The 21870-nt window shown below is 60.9% G+C and carries 26 protein-coding genes; 3 read left to right on the forward strand and 23 right to left on the reverse strand.

Annotation, left to right across the window (positions count from 1 at the left end; all coding sequences use genetic code 11):
- Positions 1-24: 24 nt before the first annotated feature.
- The 23 genes from HJW02_RS00550 to HJW02_RS00660 all read right to left on the reverse strand — a co-directional run bounded on the left by HJW02_RS00550 (position 25) and on the right by HJW02_RS00660 (position 18299).
- Complete coding sequence (locus HJW02_RS00550; protein WP_102749343.1) at positions 25-2631, reverse strand: BACON domain-containing protein; 2607 nt, start codon at positions 2629-2631, stop codon at positions 25-27.
- A gap of 74 nt (positions 2632-2705) precedes the next feature.
- Positions 2706-3287, reverse strand: coding sequence for a hypothetical protein (locus HJW02_RS00555; RefSeq protein WP_102749342.1), 582 nt, complete (start codon positions 3285-3287; stop codon positions 2706-2708).
- Positions 3288-3320: 33 nt separating this feature from the next.
- Positions 3321-3533, reverse strand: coding sequence for a hypothetical protein (locus HJW02_RS00560; protein WP_102749341.1), 213 nt, complete (start codon positions 3531-3533; stop codon positions 3321-3323).
- Between the two features lie 33 nt (positions 3534-3566).
- Positions 3567-4031, reverse strand: a complete 465-nt coding sequence (locus tag HJW02_RS00565; RefSeq protein ID WP_102749340.1) for a hypothetical protein — start codon at positions 4029-4031, stop codon at positions 3567-3569.
- Positions 4032-4043: 12 nt separating this feature from the next.
- A complete protein-coding gene (locus HJW02_RS00570; protein WP_102749339.1) occupies positions 4044-4682 on the reverse strand; it encodes a hypothetical protein in 639 nt (212 codons plus the stop codon).
- Between the two features lie 258 nt (positions 4683-4940).
- Positions 4941-6011 (reverse strand): hypothetical protein, encoded by a 1071-nt coding sequence (locus HJW02_RS00575; RefSeq protein ID WP_180976189.1) that lies wholly within the window; start codon positions 6009-6011, stop codon positions 4941-4943.
- Positions 6012-6379: 368 nt separating this feature from the next.
- A complete protein-coding gene (locus HJW02_RS00580; RefSeq protein WP_102749337.1) occupies positions 6380-6847 on the reverse strand; it encodes a phage protein Gp36 family protein in 468 nt (155 codons plus the stop codon).
- A gap of 26 nt (positions 6848-6873) precedes the next feature.
- Positions 6874-7407 carry a hypothetical protein gene (locus HJW02_RS00585; RefSeq protein WP_102749336.1) on the reverse strand — a complete coding sequence of 178 codons (534 nt, stop codon included), beginning with the start codon at positions 7405-7407 and terminating at the stop codon, positions 6874-6876.
- A gap of 88 nt (positions 7408-7495) precedes the next feature.
- Positions 7496-8278, reverse strand: a complete 783-nt coding sequence (locus HJW02_RS00590) for a hypothetical protein (RefSeq protein ID WP_208050588.1) — start codon at positions 8276-8278, stop codon at positions 7496-7498.
- A gap of 223 nt (positions 8279-8501) precedes the next feature.
- On the reverse strand, positions 8502-8927 hold the full coding sequence (locus HJW02_RS00595) for a hypothetical protein (RefSeq protein ID WP_146024285.1): 426 nt from the start codon (positions 8925-8927) through the stop codon (positions 8502-8504).
- 37 nt (positions 8928-8964) lie between these two features.
- A complete protein-coding gene (locus HJW02_RS00600) occupies positions 8965-10206 on the reverse strand; it encodes a hypothetical protein (RefSeq protein ID WP_102749333.1) in 1242 nt (413 codons plus the stop codon).
- Positions 10203-11957 (reverse strand): hypothetical protein, encoded by a 1755-nt coding sequence (locus HJW02_RS00605; protein WP_102749332.1) that lies wholly within the window; start codon positions 11955-11957, stop codon positions 10203-10205. The genes HJW02_RS00600 and HJW02_RS00605 overlap by 4 nt, the downstream gene beginning before the upstream one ends.
- 1 nt (position 11958) lies before the next feature.
- Positions 11959-13410 (reverse strand): terminase family protein, encoded by a 1452-nt coding sequence (locus HJW02_RS00610; RefSeq protein WP_102749331.1) that lies wholly within the window; start codon positions 13408-13410, stop codon positions 11959-11961.
- A 75-nt stretch (positions 13411-13485) separates the two neighbouring features.
- The gene (locus HJW02_RS00615; protein WP_146024284.1) at positions 13486-13983 is read right to left on the reverse strand and encodes a hypothetical protein; all 498 of its coding nucleotides are present in this window, start codon (positions 13981-13983) and stop codon (positions 13486-13488) included.
- Positions 13984-14022: 39 nt separating this feature from the next.
- Positions 14023-14172 (reverse strand): hypothetical protein, encoded by a 150-nt coding sequence (locus HJW02_RS00620; RefSeq protein ID WP_180976188.1) that lies wholly within the window; start codon positions 14170-14172, stop codon positions 14023-14025.
- 104 nt (positions 14173-14276) lie between these two features.
- Positions 14277-14501: a hypothetical protein gene (locus HJW02_RS00625; RefSeq protein WP_146024283.1), complete on the reverse strand. Its 225-nt coding sequence runs from the start codon at positions 14499-14501 to the stop codon at positions 14277-14279.
- A gap of 101 nt (positions 14502-14602) precedes the next feature.
- A complete protein-coding gene (locus HJW02_RS00630; RefSeq protein WP_146024282.1) occupies positions 14603-15205 on the reverse strand; it encodes a M15 family metallopeptidase in 603 nt (200 codons plus the stop codon).
- Positions 15206-15244: 39 nt separating this feature from the next.
- A complete protein-coding gene (locus HJW02_RS00635) occupies positions 15245-15910 on the reverse strand; it encodes a hypothetical protein (protein WP_146024281.1) in 666 nt (221 codons plus the stop codon).
- Between the two features lie 73 nt (positions 15911-15983).
- Positions 15984-16238 carry an excisionase family DNA-binding protein gene (locus HJW02_RS00640; RefSeq protein WP_102749326.1) on the reverse strand — a complete coding sequence of 85 codons (255 nt, stop codon included), beginning with the start codon at positions 16236-16238 and terminating at the stop codon, positions 15984-15986.
- A 96-nt stretch (positions 16239-16334) separates the two neighbouring features.
- The gene (locus tag HJW02_RS00645) at positions 16335-16667 is read right to left on the reverse strand and encodes a hypothetical protein (RefSeq protein WP_102749325.1); all 333 of its coding nucleotides are present in this window, start codon (positions 16665-16667) and stop codon (positions 16335-16337) included.
- Between the two features lie 119 nt (positions 16668-16786).
- The gene (locus HJW02_RS00650) at positions 16787-17509 is read right to left on the reverse strand and encodes a site-specific DNA-methyltransferase (RefSeq protein ID WP_102749324.1); all 723 of its coding nucleotides are present in this window, start codon (positions 17507-17509) and stop codon (positions 16787-16789) included.
- Positions 17510-17629: 120 nt separating this feature from the next.
- The gene (locus HJW02_RS00655; RefSeq protein WP_146024280.1) at positions 17630-17920 is read right to left on the reverse strand and encodes a hypothetical protein; all 291 of its coding nucleotides are present in this window, start codon (positions 17918-17920) and stop codon (positions 17630-17632) included.
- A 58-nt stretch (positions 17921-17978) separates the two neighbouring features.
- Positions 17979-18299, reverse strand: coding sequence for a helix-turn-helix transcriptional regulator (locus tag HJW02_RS00660; protein ID WP_102749322.1), 321 nt, complete (start codon positions 18297-18299; stop codon positions 17979-17981).
- Positions 18300-18765: 466 nt separating this feature from the next.
- Here HJW02_RS00660 and HJW02_RS00670 point away from each other — a divergent pair, with 466 nt between their 5' ends.
- The 3 genes from HJW02_RS00670 to HJW02_RS00680 are packed head-to-tail and all read left to right on the forward strand — an operon-like array spanning position 18766 to position 21855.
- The gene (locus HJW02_RS00670) at positions 18766-19038 is read left to right on the forward strand and encodes a hypothetical protein (RefSeq protein WP_146024278.1); all 273 of its coding nucleotides are present in this window, start codon (positions 18766-18768) and stop codon (positions 19036-19038) included.
- Positions 19035-19823: a hypothetical protein gene (locus HJW02_RS00675; RefSeq protein ID WP_102749319.1), complete on the forward strand. Its 789-nt coding sequence runs from the start codon at positions 19035-19037 to the stop codon at positions 19821-19823. Before HJW02_RS00670 ends, HJW02_RS00675 begins: the two co-directional genes overlap by 4 nt.
- Positions 19824-19827: 4 nt before the next feature.
- Entirely contained in the window at positions 19828-21855 is a 2028-nt protein-coding gene (locus HJW02_RS00680) for a hypothetical protein (RefSeq protein ID WP_102749318.1), read from the forward strand.
- Positions 21856-21870 lie beyond the last annotated feature (15 nt).

Here is a 21870-nt window from a genome sequence, read left to right on the forward strand (position 1 = left end):
AAATGTATCTCTTGCATGTTGTTGTTAAGCTAATTGGTTAATCTTGACGACGGAGGCTTGGGCGTAGTGATGGCCGACAAACGCCCACACCTGCCGGGGCTGGCCAGTCGTGTTGGGAGCCAGCGTCAGGGTGATCTGGCCGCCTCCGGCTGGTGTCTGCTCAGAGGACTGCATGCACCATACGGCGGCGGGGTCATGCCCGCACATGGTATCGTTGAGTATATAAACCGCCTCGGACAGCGTGGACGATACCGTCAGCGTTACCTCACCGCCCTCCGCAGGTACATCCAGCGCGGAAGCCGTCACCGCCGGCATAGGCTTGGCCGTTACTCCGTCCATCACCACGCGCCCCATAATGGATCGTACATCGTTGACCCCCAGCGCGGGGGCTGCGTCAATCCTCATGCCTCCCATACGCAGCCCCACTTGCAAGGTACTGCTTGCCTCGTGAGCCTTGGCCTTAACTGTGACGCAGGCCGTGTGGCCGCTGCCACAAAACAAGGATGTCATCGGCATAACATAATTGCCGTCGACAAACAGTTCCCATCTGTTCATCGTGTTTTGATGATCGGCGGCTGCGCGGGGTGCCATTGCCACGGCAACGTAAGTGATCTTGGGCACAAGCGCCCACATATATAGCTGGTCGCCAACGGCGCGCCCATAATCCGTGCCTCGGATCAGGCAAGACGTCGTACTCCCCAGGTAGCTTGTGGGATAAATCGTCACCTGCCATGCGGGTGCCATGTCCCGGCTGGTGTAATTATTGACTGCGTTGAGCAACGGATACCTGTAATCCGCTGCGTCCAGATTGTAGTCAGCCCAATGGATGGGGTGAGCATAACAGGGCGCTGCCGGATTAGTTGTCGATGAGTACCCTTGGGATGTGCTCCCCAGCAGGATAGACGCCTTGTCAGAGCCGATAATCCGCCATACAACGGCGGCGGCATAAGCACTATTGTTATGATCTCCCATGTAATTGGCAAATTTCCACGCGCCTGTAGATCGGCCAATCAAAGACACACCGGCGGAGGGCATCATGGTAATCAAAAAATCGTGCAGATCGTTGGTATACACCGCCTCCTTAGAGGATGCGTTGGCCGTGACTACATTATAAGCGTCGGACATCTGCATCTGCCGCACCAGTGTTGTCACCCAAGACGGGATCAGCGTCTCCATGTAGTAGTTCGCCCGCCGCCAATCATCTGCGGCCCGCTGCTCTATCAGCGCCTCGTAAGAGATAGCCTCCTGGGCCGTGGCAGGCAGCGGCACGCGAACGCCCCTGGATGCCGTGACGGTGGCATCAAATACCTGTGGCTGTGTCCATGTGTAGGATTTGGAGGTGTCCACAGCGCCCACGTCCCCGCGCGGTATAGTCATGTCCAGTTGCCACGATCCCGGCGTGCTGCCGGGTGTCAGGGAGGCGGTTGCCTGGCTGCCTGGCTCGCCCGTCGTGACCGTGCCAACAGTGATGGCCAGACCCTCGGCAATCTCCTGAGCTGCGTCCCTGGCCGCCTCGGATGCGCGGGCATCCTGGTATGTCTGCTTGCTGGTAGCGGCAGCATAATCCGTCAACCGCTGCACCTCGGCGCGGGTGGCCAGATTAACCCCTCCCACGCTGACGCCGTCCTGATAAGTACAGGACAACATCATTGCGGGCATGACGGTGGCATCGGTAATCGGTCCGTCCAGCGCAGACGCAATCCCGCGCCCGTCGGCTGCCGTCACCATCTGCCGGGCGATGGACAGGGGGATCTCCACTGGCGCCTCGGGCGTGCCACCATAGACGTGCAGCGCCACCTCGTCCCCGATTACAATATCCGTATCGGCAATCATCCCCCACATGTACAGGTCCACGTCAGTGCTGGATGCTACGGCCTGACTGGATCGTGCCGCCAATACCCAGTCCCCGCCCGGAGCACGTCGCCAGATGTCCAGCCAGCGCGGTGTGGTGTCCGTCGTGCCGAGGACTGCCCACATGTACACGTCACGCACCTTGCAGATCGATCCGACATAACCGGTCAAGAGGTCATCGCCAAATATAAACCGAGCCCATGACCATGCCACGGTCTGGTCCTGGTCATAGCCGGGAGGCGACATGGATGCCGTGCCGCTGGCCGGAGTGACATACATGCCGGCGTTGTGCAAGGCGTCTGGCAGCTGGTTGGCCAGGGATGCGGCCACCATCTCCTCCCAGTTGACGATGACGTCATCTGGAGGGACGACGTCTGCCGGCATGATATCCTGGCGCACTCTTACCTTGATCAGGGATGAGGTGCGCTGGGAGCCGTCTCCGTCAATAATGACCACCTCCGCGACCAGGTCGATGCGATCGGCGCTGCCCATGGCTGCGATCAACTGAGTCGTGTTGACCGACAAGCTGCCAACATAAGCCAGCCCCAGAGCGTCGTCGACCGGCTCCAGGTTGGTGGCGGCCAGGACCAGGGTATCGTCACCCAGGGCGGTCTTGACGGCCAGCGCCGGCCTTGTGCCGGAGGGAGTCACCGGAGTGCCCTCATCCAGCAGAGTGATGCGCAGGGGCAGCTTATCGCCGCGCACCAGGGACAGGTCGGTGACCGGTATGCCGCCGGGGTGCATGACGGCCATGGTGGCCAAGTCAATCAGGAGTATCATATCAGTGTGGGGGGAGGAGAGTGGAGAGTTGAGAAAGGTTCCTCCCGGCGGATCGCCGGGAGGAAGTGGCGTGCTTAGGCCGCCGGATAGTCCGCGTCAGGCGTCAGCTTGCAAAGCGGGTTGTAAACAACGCTGAGCTCAAATTCGGCCAGGGACGGATCAGACGCCGCCTTGGCCGGGTTGACCAGACGCAGGCGGCCCTGCATGCAGGCGCTCATGATCCTGGCGCCGTCGCGGTAGGCGTCGGTCCACTCCGTGTAGACGTAGACGTCGATCTGCGTGGAGCCGGCGGCAAACACAACCTGCTCCGTGCCCCAGTCCTCGCGCAGCCCAAAAGAGAGCTGCAGGAATTCAGGGGTGATGTAGTTGGAGGCAAACAGGAATTTACGCTTGGTGACCAGCTGCATCTCCTCGGTCTCGTAGGTGCCGCCGACGCTGGTGCCCTCAATCTCTGCGGTCTTGGGCTCAATCTGAGGGTTGCTGGTGCGGACCTTGCCCATGTAGAGCCAGGGGCCGGGGTCCTCGTCGCTCGGAGGGACGGGCAGCCAGTCTGCAGACACGGTCTTGGCCTGGTCGCCGCTGCCGATGGAGGCTCCGAATTTGGCGATGCTGACCTTGGAGCCGATGATCAGGCCGGGGATGATAAATCTAGACATATCAGTGATTAGTGGTTGGTTAATGGTTGGTAGTTACACGCCGATGATGACGGCCAGCTTGGCCGCCTCCAGGGCCTTGGCCTGGGAGGCTGTCACTTTGGCGGTCGCACCTGCGCGCCCGTAAGCGCCGTTGATGAGCGTGCCCGTCTTGGTCACGCGGACTAACACCAGCGTATCCTCCTGGGCGGGAGCCTGCGGAGTCGTGCCGGTCGTATCTGTGTTGTTGGTTGTGTTGGTCTTAGCCATGGTTGTGTGTTGTGGGTGAGGATGAGGGAAAAATTAAAAGTTGACGGGAGCGTAGAGGATGATGGCCCGTCCCCGGAAGCCGGTGAGCTTGGACTTACTCATATCGTAATCCTCGACGGATGCCACGGAAGGCATGTCGTAGCAGACGCGGTCGACGACCGGGTCCCAGGTGCGGACCGCGTGCAGCGCCTGCCCGACCATGCCGGACAGACAGCGCAGAGGCGGCATGCCTCCGGGCATCCCGGCTGTCCTGGCAAAGCAGCTCACGGCCAGCACGGCGTGCATGCGCACCATCGGAGCATCAACGCCCATGTCCAGCAGGGGGACGTATCCTGCAGGAGTGACGGCGACGCTGCCGGGCTTGCCAATGGCCACGCGGTTGATGGCGTCCACCTGGTCCTGGTCGTCCCACACGGTTGGGCACACCATCGGAGCCAGGACGTCGTCCTGCTGCAGGTGCTTGATGAGATGCTCGGCGAGCTTGTAATCCTTGTCCATGAGAGTGGAGAGTTAAGAGTTGAGTGTTGAGTTGTCGTCGGCCTGGGCCAGGAGGCGGTTGAGGACCAGGGTGGCGGCGTACACGGCATTCTTGCGCATCTGCTCGCGGGAGGGCATCACCTCCGGATGGGCCGGGATGGTGGCGGACTTGACCAGGGCACCCAGTGGTGTGACATCCTGGTAGTGGCCGTCCTTGTTGCGGCGCTTACGCTGCTTGACGCGGGCCAGGATGGCGCTGCCGGTATCGACGTCGCCCAGGACCATGACCTCCTCCTCCGGGATATTGAGGGATGCCAGGGAGCGCCGGCGCAGGGGGGAATCCTTAAACGGGATGAGCAGGCTCTTGATGCGGCGACCGGTCACCTCCGACTTGCGGCCGGAGGGCTTGACGGTGCCGCCCAGCCACTGCAGGCGCACGCCGATGTGGGTGATGTCGATGGTGGCCTTGTTGTCCCGGATGACGGGAGGGTTGACTGATCGCTTGGCCGCGCCCCAGAATCTCTGGGACTGGGTGCGGTCGAGCATGTCCTGGAAACTATCCCTTACTGCCTGGCGGGCAGCCCTGGCCACGTCAGCCACCATCTCCGTGCGGATGGCGGGAGCCAGGGGGAGCCGGTTAAGCCCAATCACATCTACGTGCAACCTGATCATGAGTTGACATCAGTTAAGGGTTGAGGCATAAGGGGGACATGAGTGGGATGGACGGCAAGATCAGTAACCGCGACCTGCGCTGGTGGCTCAAGGAGCTGGCCAGACCGCGCGATGCTGCGTCCGGCATCCGACCGGAGCCGTCCGACTGGGAAAGCCGAGCCCGCGCCCAGGGCTGGCAGCCGGCCAGACCGTTTGTAAGCGGCCGCCATAACAACGGCCGCCAGAACCGCCATCTCCGGCGTAAGGGTTGATCTGTTATTACTGCTCGCTGACATAGACGTAGGTGGGCGTACCGTCCCTCCCCCGGACGATCTTGTTGACTCCGTGGCGGACCTGCTGCATGAACAGGACCTCGCTCTCGTTGGTATGGGGATGCTGGTCGGACTTGTTGACAAGACGCCTCTGATCTTGGAGAGTGCGGACGATGGTGTCGATGCGGTGGCCGGAGCGGTAGTCCTCGTTGACAAGGATGATCCTCTCGTTGCCCGGTTTGCCGCTGCCGGCAAACCGCTGCGCCGTCTCCTCCGTGCGTGACCAGCTGTCCACCATCTTGGTGGGGAGCGCCTGGTAGCCGTCGCGCTTGATGGCAACCAGGAATTGGTCGGCGTTGTTGGGGTCGATGGACATGCCCCGGTAGAGCGTGCCGCTCTCCCGGACGTCGGTGGGCGTGATGCGGTTGACGGCATCGTAGAGGGCGTCCCACTCCTCCTGGGTGGCGTAGTCCTGGACTCCGCGCTGGCTCCTGTCAAATTTGCGCTGGTCCTCCACGAATTTGACCATGGCCCTGGCCTGGGTGTCCGGGATGACGGGAGGGCGCTGCCCGCAGATCACACGCCCGGCCTCGCTCCAGTGCACCGGGCGTGTGCCGTTGGGGTCGGTGTAGTAGACGCGGTCTCCCTCCACCTCCACGCAATCCTCCAGAGCCTCGACAAATGCCTGCTGCAGGTCGCCGTCCATCTTGGCGATGGACGCCTCCAGGCTGGCGTTGAGTGACTCGCCGTCCATGTCATCCACCGTCGCCTCCGGGATAACCAGGCCGTGGCGCTGAGCCTCCTCGTAGTCAACCGGGTCAACCCCCATGCCGGAGTTAAAATCAAACGGAGGATAGTCCAGGTCAAATCGGCTGAGCTTGCGCCAGATGGGCGAGGTAAGCAGCGCGATGTGGGAGCCGTCGGTGGCCACGCCCTCGTAGTTGACGGCCGCCGCCGCCTCCCTCCAGCGGGCGGCCCAGTCCCTGGGCTGGCGGCTGTAGCGGATACGCACCAGACGCTGGGCCGGATAGGCCAGCGACCCCATCATGGAGTCCCGGTAGGCTCGCTCTTGGACCATGGCCACGTTGGTCTCCAGGATCAGGCGCTGGCGGGCGTCGGAGTTGAGGTCCTGGATGGTGCCCTCTGTGCCGGGCTCCGGCTGGTAGCCGGTGGCCTTGAGCATCGCGCGGACCTCGCGCAGGGCGTCGGCCTCGGACAGGTTGCCGTCCACAATGCCCTGGGAGCGATCCCTAAATCCCTGCACACGCGCATAGTGCCCCTGCCTGGCCGTCCAGTAGGAGCGCTCGCGGATATCCGGGTCCACGCCGTCCCAGTCCGCCGACGACATGCCGGCAGCAGGCACCGTGACCTTGGCACGCATGATATCCGAGGGAGAGGGCATTGCTGTTGAGTGAGGAGGGTTGAGAGTGGAGAGTTGAGCTGCTGTTACCTGTTAACTCCCCGTCCGGGGGACGGGAACAACCCCGGAGCTCCGGAGCCGTAGGCAGGGCGCGGTCCCTGGACGTAGGGGCGCTTACCGGGAGGCACGGGCATGCGGCCATCCGGACCGATCACCCGGTGGGTGCCGGCCCGGACGGCCTCCAGCCGCTCGCGGGCGGCTGTGTTGGCCTTATCCCGGTCCTCGGAGACCATCACCGCAAACCGCTTGAGCAGACGCCAGGCGATCATGTCCAGGGCCTCCGGCTTGAGCGTGCGCGGGATGGTGGTGTCGCTCTGCAGGTCCATCACATTGGCGGCGTTGGCAGCAATGGCCTCGCGCACGGCTGCCGTCACGTCCTGGATGATGCCGGGGATGACGGTGCCATCCGTGTCGGCGGCCGTGATGGCCTCCAGCTCCGCTCGGTCGATGGCCTCCGTGAGCATGTCCGCCGTCAATGTGATCCAGCTTGACATTGTTGTTGAGAGTAGAGGGTGGAGAGTTAAGAGTTGGGTTGCTCGTCCGGGGACTCCGGGGCGGGATCGTCGAGGTGCAGGATCATATCGACTATCGTGTCACACATGCCCAGGGTCTCGGCCGCCTTATGCAGGTCGAGGGTCTCGTAGGGCTTGGTACGGGCCAGCAAGCCGCCGATGATACCGCCGGCGATGATGGCTGTGATCTCCTGTCTGGGAGTCAAGCCGGCCTGGATGGGACGCAAGGAGGCGACGTATGGCTCCAGGGTCTTGGCGGGGCCATATAGGGCCTCGTACTCGTCCTCGGTCATGTTGGGTCCGTGATCGTTCCCTGCCTCCTGGTTGGTGCCGTCACCCTTGTCGGCGGGCGTGGGGGAGTCTACGGCAGGTTGATTGGCGGGATTGGCTACAGGCTCCGGTGTGGATGCCTCGGCAGCGGTGTCCTCTGCGGGCGGCGTGATCTGCTCCTGGTCGGTATTGGCAGGTGCTATATCCTGAGCGGGAGCCTGAGGAGCGTCGTGATTGGTAGCCTTGTTGGTCTTGGTTGATTTAGCGGTCATCTTGATTGTGTATTGATGGTAAGTATTAAGAGAGGGAGCGTGGAGGCAAGAGCATCTCAACTCTTAACTCTCCACACTCCACCCTGTATTAAGCGATCTGCATGCGCATCATGCAGGAGGGAGCCGAGAAGACCACCTTGTGGTGGCCCTTGATGCGCAGCCACTCTGTGGAGATGTCGTCGTCACGGTAGGTCTCCACCGTGCTGTACATGTCGTCTCCGGCGATGTTGAGCGTCTTGAGCGCCGTGATGTCAAATGGGCTCGGATCGTCGTCAGCGTAAAACAAGTAGAAATTGCTGCCCACGATGCTGACGTTGTCCACCTCTGCTCCCGCCACGCCTCCGGGATTGTAGGAGGCGATGGAGCGCATGATCTTGACCGGCGGGATGTCGTCTCCTTTTAGACCGATAAAATCCAGGAACTTGTCCTGGGTGAGTACCTTGGGAGACCCCTCACCCATCTTGTACTGGATTTGCTTGTTGGCCTCAACAAGGTCCCAGATATCGCCCGTAGTCAGGATGCGGTTGGGATAGACTCCATTGTTCCGAGCAAATTGTTTAGCCATCTTTTTCAGGATATCCGCCAAGGGCAGGTCCAGGTTGGTCCACTTGTTGGCCTCGTTGGTGTCGCCCACCTTGGTGATGCTGGGGATGATGGAGTTGGCGTAATCAAACACCTCCTTGTTGTGGCTAATCAACATGCGGCGGGCCAGTCCCCGGGTCTTGGCCTGGCGCAGGCTGTTACGGTAGACCTCCTGGTCGATGGCACCGAGCAGCTCGCGGTCGTCGATGCCGATCTTGAGGGTGTGCTCCTCCAACATGACCGGGAGGTCCTCTCCCTGGATGTCGATGGTGCGAGGTGCCTCGTACATGCCGCGCCGGGTATCGGAGACCGCAAATGCGTCCTGGCGCAGGTAGCGCTTGTAGGAGGTCAGCAAGCCGGGGGCCTTGACACCCGGAGCAAGAAAGCGTGCCGGGTCGTGGAGTTGAGTGCCGTACCAGCCGACGATGTAGTTGGTCAGCGGCAGGTTGACGGCGTAAGTTGCAGATGTGCTCATATGAGTTAATAGTGATTAGTTAACAGTTAATAGCGTATTAGGCGGTGGGCGTTGCCCAGGCGACGAGCAGGGCCTCGTGGAGGCAGCTGCCCTGTCCGCTGGTGTTGGGGGCCATGGACTGAGCCACGATGAGCTCACCGGCCGTGCCGGTGGCTGCCTTGACGGTGGCATCAGCGCACAGCACCAGATAGGTGCCGGTCTCGATCATGCCGGGAGTGTCGTTGAGACGGACCTGGACGATGCCCGGATGAGGCATCAGGATCAGGTCGCCGCCGTTGCCGTCGGCGCCGTCGCGTCCGTCGGGGTTGCTGACGACGCCGTCAGGGACGGTGGTGGCGGACGTCACCAGGGACATCGTCTGTCCGTCAGCGGAGAGCTTGGCGAATTTGCCCTCGCTCTTGTCGGTGCCGGTGGTGCCGGCCGGCCAGTCGCGGCGCACCACGGGAGTTTGCTTAATAATCATCTTGTTTAGAGTTGAGTGTTGAGAGTTGGGAGTGGAGCTATTTGCTGCGTGAGGACGTGAATTCCTCCGCAGCCCTGGTCCAGGTGCGGTTGTACTCGCCCGGAGTCAGAGCGCGGCCGTGCTTGGTGACCTCGGCGTCCACGGCCTTGCGGCAATGGGCCACCAGATCGACGTCGCTCTGCGGCACCTTGACGGCCTTGCCCTCCGGCGTGCGGTGGGTGATCACACCCGCAGGAGTGACCTTGGGGTCCATGCGCTGCTGGTTGCCCTTGTTATGCAGCTGTCGCGGCAGGGGTGCCCTGTTGTGGGCAACGGAGCCTCCGTTGGACTCATCGACCTGCTGCTTGAGCAAATCAAAATCCGTCTTGAGATCCGTCACGGCCTTGAGGATGTCGTCCCCGGTCGCGGTCTCGGACAGGTTGAGTGCCTTGGCGATCTCGTTACAGATCCCCAGCCAGCCCTCGTCGTCCGAGTTGCAGTTGGTTTCGTCTTTGTTTTGGTCGTCGTTGTTGGTATTGGTTTCGTCTTCCTTTTTCTTTTCCTCCTCCGTGGTAGCGGGCGAAGGATTGTCATTGTTGGTGTTGGTTTCTTGCTTCTTCTTTTCCTCATCTCCGGCGGCATCGTCGGAGTGCAGGACCCGTTGCTGTGTTGCTTTCTTGCTCATGGTTGTGGTTTGGGAGATGGTGGCACTGCGGCTGTGGACGACCACATCGCCTGCAGCGGATTGGCGGATGATGCCCGGCTGGGCCTCGTGGTCCGGGTTGTTGGTGACGGCCAGACCGGACAGGCGCGTCGGGCTGTAGCCGTTGTCGTAGACGCGCTTATAGTCGGCCAGCTTGTACTCGGTGCTAAATGCCCAGTACTTGCCTTGGTTGAGGTCATGGTGGGTGTCCTTGACCCAGGCGATGTAGGCAGCCTGGTAGAGGCTGCCGTCGACCCGGCCGTAGTCCAGCGCCTTGCACCAGCCCAGGGCCGGGTTATCGCCGGTGGTGCGCAGATGCAGGTGGTCGTTGTTGACCTGGATGCCGTTGCCGCCGTTGATGGCAGGATCGTAGGACTCGCAGATGGCCTGCAGTGCTGCCTCGTCGATGACCTCGTCCACGTCCCAGCGCTTGCCTGGGGCGATGGAGGTGTCGGGCACCGGGATGGTGTAGGTGCCGGCCGGCTCAATCAGGTACCAGCCTGATTGCGGGACCTGGCCGACGGGGTACGGAGCGCAGGCAGCCGGGTCAAAATCCGGGATGCCGCGGGCGATGTATCTGTCTCGGTAGTTGCTCATGCGTTGGATTGGGCTGAATTTGCGCCGTGCAGGGGTCGTGCAGGGGTGGATAATGTGAGAGACGGGTCAATGGCCGCCGCGCGGCGTCTCCCCTCGTTGCGGGCCTCCTGGAGGCGTCGGGCAATCTGGAGTGCGGTGGAGACGATCTCCTCCTCTCCGGGGACCTGCAGCATCAGGGCCAGCTGGGCCTGCTCCGCCGGGGAGAGGGGCAGCATCTCCAGCGTGACCCGCTCCAGGCGTTTGTCGATGTCTTGCAGGCGGTGGGCGACCACCTCCTCCAGACGGAGGCGGGCTGGCTCCCAGAGTGTGGTGCTGCGGTGCAGAGCCAGGGTAGTGAGGGCGTCTCGGCGGCGGGAGTTAAGCGTGTAGGGCGTCTCCTGGGGGGCGGGCTGCAGGGGCATCTTGACGACACCCTCCATGGCCTGCTGCTGGGGCACGTAGCCGGCGGCCTTGATGGCGTAGAGCTGGGAGGAGGAGACCCCGGCGGTCACCTGCCAGCCGGTGCGCTCGCTGACCTCGGCGTCGTCGATGTCGTAGCCGGCGGCACGCAGGGCGGCGGCGTTGGCAATCTCCTTGTCCGGCGTGGTCTTGTCCACGCAGGAGAGCGTAAAATTCACCAGGTGCGGCTGGCCGGGGTGGTACTCATCCAGCACCCGGTTGACCAGCTGGACTGTCAGTACAGAGGCGATGGAGGATGCCTCGCCGCCGGCCCAGTCGGCAAATCCGTCGGCCTGTGCTCCCCCGGCCAAGGTACCGGAGCCCGACTCGGTCATGACCGTGAGCTTGCCGGCCGTGGTCAGCATGGCGATCTCCTCGGTGGCCACCTTGTAACGGCGGTCAAACAAGTCGACGCTCGTCTGGGATATCGGGATGGACTTGATATCGGAGTCGTGGTCGATGACGCCGGTGGCCGCCGAGTAGCACATGGCCGACATCTTGATGTACTCCTGACGCAGCTCCTCGGAGCAGTCAGGAGGAAGCACAAAAAATGCCGGCGGCGTACCCAGCCTCTCCAAGAACACGTCCCATTGGGCCAGCGTCGTGCTACGGTTAAGCACCAGCATCTGGGCGGGCATGTCGATGGGCCGGGGATGCAGGCGCAGGATGAGGTCGTCCAGCGGGACCGGCAAGGCCTCTCCCCGGTAGCGGCCAAACTGGGCGTTGGGATTGTACCCCCAGGGACCCCGGTAGCCGTCCCGGCACATCAGCCAGTTGTCAATGGGCAACAGATGCAGGCCATCGCTGTCGGCGTAGGGCTGCAAGAATTTGTAGTGCCGGCGGGACGCCTGGGACAGGGAGGTGATGGCCTCGTCCATGTTAACGATGGCGTTGCACAGGTCGGTAATGGTGCGCTGCTGGCTCTCGGCCAGCAGGCTGTCGCGGTCGTCCAGGTCCGGCTTGACCGTGATAGACCAGTCGTACTTGCTCAGAGCGTCGTCCCGCTTGGTAATACAGGTCATCAGCATGGCGTCGTAGCGCTCCATCTGTTCCCAGATCCACTGCTGCTCGGCATAGGCGCCCAGCTGGCAGTCCTGCAGGCAGCGCCGTATGGTATCCACGCTCAGGTAGTCCAGCGGGCACACGCGCTCAATCTGGCGGCGGCGTACCTTGTCCAGCTCGGCCAGGGCGAGTGCGGCAAACATGGCCGGCTTGCTGTCCTGGGATGCCTTGTCCGGCGCGGTAAGCGCCCGCTGCACGCCCTCTGCATGGGGCCTGCGGTGGAGGATGTAGTTGTAGAGTCGTCTGATCATACTATGCTGCCAGGAGTTGATGTAGGATGGGACGGCCGCCAAAGAGCGAGCCGTGGGAGCGGCCGCCAAACAGGCCCGCTCCCGTGATGATGCGGCCGGTGCCTGGGGCCGGGAGATGGTGCTGCACGTGGCCGTCGGCGGCGCGCAGGGCCAGAGCCAGGGCCGTGCACCGGTCGGAGTGTCCCTCCCTGGTGTGCGGGGCCTCGTAGCTGTAGTCCGTACCTCTAAATATCTGCTGCATGGCGTGCAGGTCCTCGCGCACCTCCACGTCGATGGGGATGCGGACGCGGGTCGGAGCCTCAAAGGCCTGGCGGAGGCGCGGGAAGATGAGGCGCTTAAACGCAGGCGTAAACGTGCAGAGCTCGATCCTGCCATACTCATGGCCCTCCGGATGCCAGCGCTTAAACTCCTTGACCAGGACATCGCCCATGCCGATGCCCACACCCGTGTAGTCGTAGCAGACGCGTCTGGCCGCCTTGATGCGGTGGCGCAGTACCTCCATCTGGTCGGGCACGGACATGTTGCGCAGCACCAGTACCTCGCGGGTGACGAGCACGTCCCCCACCCGCTCCAATGTCCAGCAGACCGTCGGGTCGTTGGTGCGTCCAAAGTCGATGCCCAGGCGCAGGTCCAGCTTGTTGCCCAGGTAGATGGCCGGGTCGCAGGACACCGTGGCACTTGCCGACTCAGCCGTGGCGATCAGGTCGTAGGGCAGCAGCACGTTGCTGCTGTCCAGGAATTCGCACATGTACTCTTGAGCCCAACCAATGGGGTCGTCCAAGGATTCGCGGAGCTCGTCGATGTCGATCGGGAGGCCATCCTCCACTGCCTTGGCGATGGTCACCACATGGCAGGACCAGTGCTGCTTGCGGCCCTCCCTGGGGTTAAGCAGGTTGTCGTTGATGATCTTGTACGTCCTGGCGCCACGACCCGTCTTGCCGTTGGGGGTAGTAATGAGGCGGACCTTTTTCTCACCGCCCCGGAGGGGATTGGTGATGGATGGGAGCACTGCACGCCACGTCGCATCGGGGTCCTCGAAAAATGCGAATTCCGTCAGCACCAGGTTGGCGCTAAAGCCTCGCACGGTATCCGGCCGGCCGGGGACAGCCAGGATGCGGCTGCCGTTGTCAAACGTGATGGAGCCGGACTTGAGCAGGGTGTTGGGGCCGTCCTGGCGCTCAATCTCCTCGGCAGCCAGTGCGACGCTAAATGCCTCCGCCCACTCCTTGCACTTGGACAGCGACTCCATCGCCTGGCGCTCGGAGGGGGCTGCGATCATCCAGGTGGTCTTGGGCCTGATCATCGCATCCCTCACCGCCTCGGCGGCCGTGCTAAAATCCTTACCGGACTGACGGGACCAGATGCCGGCCTTAAACCGGCTCTCGTCCGCCACCCACTGCGCCTGGTAAGGCAGCAGCAGATCCAGTGGCGTTGTGATCAGGGAGGAGGACATGATGGAGGGTTGAGAGTGGAGAGATGAGAGTTGATTTGGTGTTAACTATTAACTGTTACCTATTAACCGGATGCGTTAGCATCCAAAGATATTGCGCAGCTTGCGGTCGCGCTCCTCTGGAGTGAGGGTGGACTGGGTGACCTGTTTGGCGGCGTCGGCCTGGGCAGCCTTGGCCTCCAGTATCTTGAGGCGGCGCTTGTCTTGGGCCAGCTGCTCGGCCTTGAGGATGAGTCCCACCAGGATGTTAAGGGCCTTAGGGTCGCAGGACGGGGAGGCGGCCAGGTCCAGGGCGGCGGAGCGGATGGCCCGCATGGTGGCCTCGTCCACCCCCTCCACGGATATCTTGTTGAGCTCCTCGGCCGTCTTGTTCTGCCGGGCCAGACGCGCCGGCAGGATTTGGGAGTGGTAGTAGCGCCGGATGGCCTCCTGGCTCAGCTTGATGCCGTCCTCCTCCAGGCGCTGCTGCACCTTGCGGTAGGACTCGCCGGAGAGCAGCATGGTGTCTACGTCGTCCTTGATGATGGGGGGCAACTGGGAGCCGATCACACTGTCTGGTCTGGGCTTGCGGAGCATAGCGTTAATACTGTTAACTATTACCTGTTCACTGTTACCTCATATCTGGGTAAGCTGGACGCGGCCGGCGTCGGTGATGGCGTACTTGCGCTCGCCAGTGATCATGCAGGTGGTGGACGTGATCAGGCGCAGGGCCTCCAGCTCCTGGATAGCTAGGTCGATATCGGCAGTACCTGGACTCGGAGACATGTCCAGGGATACCTCGGCCCGGAGGGCAGACACGCGCTGGGTATAGGCAGCGGGCAGCCGGTCGAGGACCTGCAGGACGGTGATCTTGATGTTGGCGCGAGTGGTCATAAGGATTTACGGGTCTTGAGGATGTCGATCATCAGGGTGAGGGTGCCGGACATCTCATTAAGCTTGACGGTGATGCCGTTGAGCCTCTTGTGCATGTCGTCGGTGGTCTTGGCTTGGAGGGCCTTGAGTTCCGCCACCTCCTCACGGGTGGCGTACTTGTCCTCCATCAAGAAGCGCTGGGGATCGTCGGATTGCTGGGGAGCCTTGCGGCCCTTGACCATCCACCATGTCCCGGACGAGCCGAGAGCAACGCCGAGGATGGTGCCCACTGCCTCCGGCGAGATGCCTGCAGCGGCGTCTGCTATTAGTGCAAGGATCATGATCAGAGCAGTTGGGCCAGCGTGCTGGCCCCGGTGGTGTAAGCGCGGTGGAGGGTGGCCGTGGGGAGGGAGCCCAGCTGGACATGGCCGGGATCGTAGGGCGAGCGCCAGTCTCCACCCCACACCAGACCCAGCTTATGGGCCAGGGCCGCCACGGGCTTATAGATGGAGTCCGGTCCCTCGCTGGGTGCCCAGATATCACGGCCGTCCCTAAACAGGCAGACGTCGGCCGCAATGCCAAAATTGTGCATGGACTGCCCTCCCCTGGCGTTGGTCACCTTGGGGCGCTTGGCGTAGAGCTTGTCTTGCTCGTCGTAGGTGCGGAGTCCGCAGATGAGCCGCCAGTCGGCAAGACCGCGCAGGGCCGTCATCATCTGGCGCACCTTGAGCGCGGCCAGAGGCTGGAGGGTAAGCAGGTTGTCCTCCGTGCGCTTGTCCAGCCGGCCGTAGCGGGTCTGGAGCTGTTGATGGCTCTCGCGCCACTGGGCCGCCGCCTCACGGGTCAGCGGACCGGTGATGCCGTCAAGCTGGCCCCGGTAAAATCCGGCAAATTTGAGGGCGCGCTGCCACGCCAGTGTGTTGGATTGTAACTCTGCGTAGGTCATTGCTGTGGAGAGTGGAGGGTTAAGAGTTGAGAGTGGAGGTTACTTGGACGTGGCCTGGACGACTGGCGGTACTACGACAACGTCCGGAGTTGATTGGGACCAGGCAACGCTGTGGGAGTCACGGTCCACCACCAGGGATGAGCCACCACGGATGACCACCACCTGCCCGTCGGTAAGAGCCACGCTGGTGGCTACCGGGTCGGCATCCTTGCTGCAGGAGTTGCCAAGCAGGATCATCAACGCGCCCAGGACGATCATCAGGCGGGTCGTCCCGGACAAAGGTGAGGAGGACCCGGAGCCATTGGGCATGGACGACGTATCCTGATCAGGATACTGGCTCCGGTCCTCCACAGGGGGAGCGACGTCCTCCCCCATGGAAGCGACGGGGAGAGGGAGGACGCCGGCCGGATTGGCGGACTGGCCACTCTGGCCATCCTCTCCGGCAAGCTGGTATTTCCCGCCGCTTATAAACTGCAGCAGGATGTTGACCGCGCCAAGGGCGCTAAAGAATTCAATGGGGTTGCTGTCCAGCCAGGCCCGTACGTCGGGGATGATCAGAGCCAGTAAGGCGGCCAAGTTGGTCCAAAAGTATTTGGACAGGTAAAATGGCGTCTTGTTGGTGGTGGTGTTCCCGGCTCCACCCGGAGCCGGGATTGTATCATGTGCACCAGTAGTATTATCAACAGGAGAGGGAGTGTAGCTCATGGGGGCACTTTAGCCCATTCCCGGCGACCCTCTGTTGCATTTGGCGCGTTTGTTGCATTTGGCGCATTTGGCGTCAAAAAAAGTCGAATGTGCTCTGCAGCAGGCGGGCGTGACGGATGGCCCGTCTCTGGAGAGTGACGGCCATAGCCTCCACCTGGCGACGGTAGAGCAGCCACTTTCTTCCGGCCGGGTTGGGACGCCAAGCGATCAGGCTGCCGTGCATCACCATGCGCCTGACCGTCTGTGAGGACACTCCCAGCAGGGCCGCTGCCTGGGTAATGGTACAGAGGGGCCCGGAGGCCCAGTGCTTGAGCGTCTTGTCGTCCATGCCTCAACCTTACCACAATTTTTTGCCATCTCTAATGACGGCCAAAAAAAGCCCCCTGCAGGGATGCTGCAGGGGGCGTGCAATGGTTGGATGTTGTTAACCTAAAACGTGGGGAGCTTTTTCTTTTATTGCCTCATAAATACGGATTAACAATTCATCAGGCGCAGTTTCGGCAGCAGGGCTTTTCAAATGCATCGTGTCACCTTTTCTCTCACATGGAGAGAATGGTAGGATTTGGTTCACTTCATCATCTGATAGGTTCGCCCACAATTTTATGTCTTCTAGGGCTTCTACTTCATTGTGTCTATCCGTTTCAAAAATATTGTTGAGCAATGCATGCATAAAATTCCATTTCAAGGCATTATTTCCGTCAATAGTAATGGATTCAATTTCGTTATTTGACGTTGAATTAAGTAATATTTTGTGCATATAGGAATAGAATATACAGAAGTATGAAAATACAAAATTTGTACTTATGTCATTAACATTAATAAAAAGACCGCCGGGAATTTTCCTGGCGGTCTTGCCGTACTGGGTATCGACGGAGATTAGGCAGTGAGCACGAGGCCGAGTCGGTCGGAGGCGATGCGGTGGTAGTCCGGTGACAGCTCAATGCCCACGGCCGTATGTCCCTTGTTGCGCGCAGCCACCAGGGTGGTTCCGCTGCCGGCAAACGGGTCCAAGATGCGGGACTTGGCAGGCAAGATGGTCATGAGGTGCTCCATCAGGGGGACCGGCTTGCCCGTCAAGTGGAGCTTATCCTTGGGGCGGATTGGCTCGCGGACCACTCCCGGAGGGCATAGCTTGACGGACTTGTTATATCCTCCATGCGTGGCGGTCAGGACGTACTCGGCCTGGTTGCGGTACAGTCCCATCTGGGGGCGGCAGCTTTCCGTCTTGTCCCAGGGGATGATGCCCCTCCACGTCCAGCCGGCAATCTGCAAGGCGTCGGAGGTGAGCGGGAGTTGACGCCAATCGCTAAATACCATCAGCCAGCCGCCGGGGCGCGTCAGGCGGAGGGCCTGCTCCATCCACCGCACGGACCACATCAGGTGGGTACGCTGGTCGCGGGTGTCATTGCTAAACGTCGGGTAGTATTTACGGGTGCCGGATTGCTGGTACTTGACGCGTGGGTCTTGTGCTCTGGCAGCGGTAGAGAGGCCGCCGCTGGCGTAGGGAGGATCGGTGATCACGGCATCATAGGATGCCTCCGGCATCGTCATCATCAGGGACATGCAGTCCCCATGCAACATGGTATGTGTGTTGGTCATCGGACGCGAGCATAGCTCACGCAAGCACCTCTCTCTAACGTCACAACAAATTTATTATGAATTTGTTATGCTTGTTAGATGTATAAAATTTATGATCAGAATGTTGCGCTGTGTCATACATCAGATATTGCGCTTCATAAGGACAAAAATCCAGCGGCCGTCGTCAAACAAAGTGCCAGCATAATCCCATCCAAAAAAATCAAGGTCTTTTTGGCTATTGGGGGAGATCAAAGGTTCTTCTTTTCCGTCGTAAAAATCCTTTTTGTATAATGCGCGGAATCGGTATTCGTATTTGATTGGACGCTTGCTGATTTTTTCTTGGCTACCTGTTTGAGGTAGCCTTGTCACATCAGCTATTTGGGTAGAAAGGTTGTACAAGCTGTATGAGATTGCCCCAGTAAGAGCGATCAAGCAGATGCCTATTACGGTGAGAGTGTAAAACTGCCATGGTTTCATATCTAATTGGTCATTATTTACTTACATTGTTAACTAATAATTTTAAGGCCTCACGCAATTTTGCGAGCTCTCGTTCTGACTCTCTCCATTTATGTTCATAGTATGAAGATTCTTGTAGACTTTCGGCTCCAGTACGTCGCCATAGATAGTCCATCGATACTGACAAAGCATCCGCCATTCTTTGCAACTCCCCCGCTTTAGGAGTCGCCTTACCTCTAAGATAAAGAGATATAGCACTTTGTGATATACCAGTAGATTCGGCAAGCATGACCTGAGAGAACCCTTTTTGCTTCATCAGCTCTCTCAAATTATCTTGAAATAGAAGTTTCTTCATATTTTGTGCTTGCCAAATATTACGTTACTGGTATTAGTTTCTTCATAAGGCCGCCCCATAAGGGCGGCCATAGGAAGAACCTAACAAATCTCTTATGAGAACACAAGAAGACATCTCACTCCAGTGGCTCTTGAGCAGGGGGTATACGCCTGTTGAGGCTGCCGAAGCATTAGGGGTATCACCTAGTCACGTACGCAGAGTACTCAAAGGGGCCCCAGACCGAGGCAATGCCCTGAAAGCTCGCATCAGGAGGTTGCCGCGTAAAAAACTGACATCATTAAGGAGGAGCAGGTAACAATGCTGAGGAACGCCGCCAATCTCATTGCCGCCATAGCAGTCATGGCCCTGGCATTTTTTGGGATGGTCAAGGCAGGAGGCTGGTATCTGGATACGGAGGAGCGGCAAGTGCGCGACGGCATCAAGGACCCGCGCACGGCCAGCCTGCCAGTTATAGAAAGGCCACACGATGATGGACGACACCCCCGTTGATATGGACGCCCCCATGACTGCTGATGAGTGGGCCATCTGGGGAGCCCTGTGGAACATCCCGGAGGTGCGCCGCCATTACCAGGTACATCACGACGGACCGCTTACCTGCTCGAACCTGGCTCATTACCTGGGCCTGTCCGACAAGGCTATCTGGGAGCTGCAAGACAAGGCCCTGGTCAAGCTGAGGGTGGCCCTCAACCGCTACATCCTACAGCAAGAGATCAATCGTCAACAACATTTTGACCAATGAAACACGAGCTAATGATAACCGCTGAAACGCGGGTGACGCTGGGCGTCAGCGAAGCCAACCGCCTGCATCGGTATGCCCAGGCGCAGGCCGAGATGGCGGCATGCGCCGGCCGCAATGCCGTGACGGCAGGACTCAAGCTGGGCAAGCTGCTGACCGAGCTTAAGGCCGCGACTCCCCATGGAGAGTGGGGTGAATTCTTCGCCAAAGACGATAAATTGAAACCACGGTTTCAATTTACCCAGCAGATGTCCAACCGCTACATGCGCTGCTACAAGACAGCAGCCGGTCGATTGGCCAATACGGAGAGGTATCTCCTGGACGCCGGACTGAGCGGTGAACCTGTCTCCGAACTGCCCACCCTAGTGGATAAAGTAACCGACGGAGCCGAGACACCTCGACAGATGGAGATCAACCTGGGAGTTATCTCTACCCGCAAGCGGACAACGCATGACCGGGTTAAGCCCCTGGGATTTACTGGAGCCGGCAACCCTGACGGAGCGCTGGCCCTCACCCCTATGGACAAGCTGGCCAATGACCTGGCCGCCCTCAATCTCCCCCCGGATGAGCTGGAGCGTCGCCGGCACCAGGCCGAGCAGGATGCGGCCTGCCTGCTCAAGCAGCTGGGGACCTTTGTGGACCAAGGCTACATCCACTTATTGCGTCTCCAGGAGCGCGAGCTTTTCGCTGAGTCCTTGGCCGCCTACGCCCGCAAGATATCCAACGTCGACGAGCAGCGAGTCAAGGCCACGATGGATGGGTTGGTCAACGGCACAACTACATTATAACACAATGGACAATATCACCATGGACGATTTACCGCTGGTGGAGCGGGACAGAGTGCTGGCCATCTATGCGGCCTGCAAGCGCATCAAGGAGGCCAGCGCCTGCTATGGAGCGCAGCAGGGAGCTATCCGGGATGCTGCAGCCCTCTGTGGCATATCCTCCGTCACCATGCGCCGCTGGTATGATATCTGGCGCAACAGCGGAGACAATCCCCTCTCCCTGGTGGACCGCCGCTACCGCAAGATACAGGCCCGTAGCCGTGTTACCCTCAGCAAATTCTTGGCCTATTGGCACGGTCTCTGCACCCAGTGCCAGCGCAATGGGGGCATACCCACCGCCAGGCTGCAGCTTATCAAGACCTGGACGGAGAGGCGCGACACCATCCCCGGCTATGAGGACTGGCCGGGCTGGCCGCGCATCCCCTCCGGCTGGAGCCTGCGCAACCTGCAGCGGCTTGCCCCCCAGACCCTGGAGACGGTGGCGCTCAAGCAGGGCATCCGCACGGCAGCGCCCCAACTGGCCCAGGTACTGGCCACCCGCGAGGGACTCTGGCTGGGCAGTCATTTCTTGTTTGACGACGTGTGGTTGGACCTCCAGGTCTTATCCGGCCGCGACAAGGGGCAGCCCCTGCAGCTTGGGGTGCTGGAGTACCTTACGGGCAAGCGTGTAGCGTGGGGCCAAAAAATCCGCCGCCGCGACGAGGAGACGGGCAAGATGATCCATCTTAACAAGCGGGACATGCGCAGCATCCTGGCCCTGTGGGGAGCTACAATCGGATACTCCCCACGAGGAACCACCCTCGTGGTCGAGAATGGGACGGCCGCCATTGACAAGGAGATGGAGGAGCTGCTCTACCATGCCAGCGGCGGTCTGATCAAGGTGGACCGCTCCGGCATCGGAGGCGTGCGCCAGACGCTCAAGCAGGGCCATGGCGGCCGTGGGGTGGGCAACCCGCGCCACAAGGCCCCCCTGGAGAGTTACCACAACCTGCAGCACAACCGCATCAGCCATCTGCCTGGGGCCACCGGCCACGACCGCACGCCGCCGGAAACCCTGCACGGCCTGGCGCGTGCCGAGGACCAGCTCATCAAGGCGATGGACAAGCTGCCCGCGGATAGAGCCGGTCAACTCAAGCACTACATGCTGACCATGGACGAGTTGAGTCACGAGCTCACTAAGATTGTCAGCGACATCAATGCCCGCACCACCCACAAGCTGGAGGGCTGGGAGCGCTGCGGTTACATGGTTGAGGAGCTGCGCCTGTCACCCTCCGCGCCCTGGACTCCGTCCTGCGAGGTGGAGCCGTCCATGGCCGCCCAGATCATCCGCACCGCCTGCGAGACCGGAGCCGACCTGGTGCACCGCCGCCGGATGAGCCCCACCGAGGCATGGGATTACGAGGAGGCCAAGCCGGGCAACAGGCTTATCAAGCTGCCCGCCTGGTGCATCTGTCAGATACTGGGCATGGACCTGGCCCGCCCCATCAAGGTGGCCAGCGCCTACATCCGGATGCGCGACAAGGCTATCCAGGACGAGGAGCTGATCTACGAGGCCCGCGTGGTTACTCCTGACGGAGCCATCCGGGAGCTGGCCCACGGCAAGTACCAGGGCTACGTCAATCCCTACGATGCCAACCAGCTATTTGTGTGCGGTCAGGACGGCCGCATCATCGGCACTGCAGGCCTCGTGCAGAGGGTCTGCACGGCGGATACGCACGCCGTGGAGCAGGCCATGGGCAAGGCGGCCGGGCGCCGGGAGCATCAGCTGGAGTATGCCCGCATCATCGGAGCCAAGGACGAGGCGGATATTGTCCGCAAGCGCGAGCACAACAGGCGGTTGATGGAGGGCAAGCCGGTCACGGCAGCCGAGTATGCCCAGGCATACTCCCTCACCCCCACGCCTGCCGATAAGCGGGCCGTGACTAGGGCAGCCACGGCGGCGGCCGAGTCCATGCCGGACATCAGCCTCATCCCCGCCAGCGGCAACGATGACGACGAGCTGCCCCACGACCTGCCCGATGTAAGATTTTTATAACATAATAAACACAAT

The sequence above is a fragment of the Akkermansia sp. GGCC_0220 genome (assembly GCF_017566105.1).
In the GTDB taxonomy this organism is placed as follows: domain Bacteria; phylum Verrucomicrobiota; class Verrucomicrobiia; order Verrucomicrobiales; family Akkermansiaceae; genus Akkermansia; species Akkermansia massiliensis.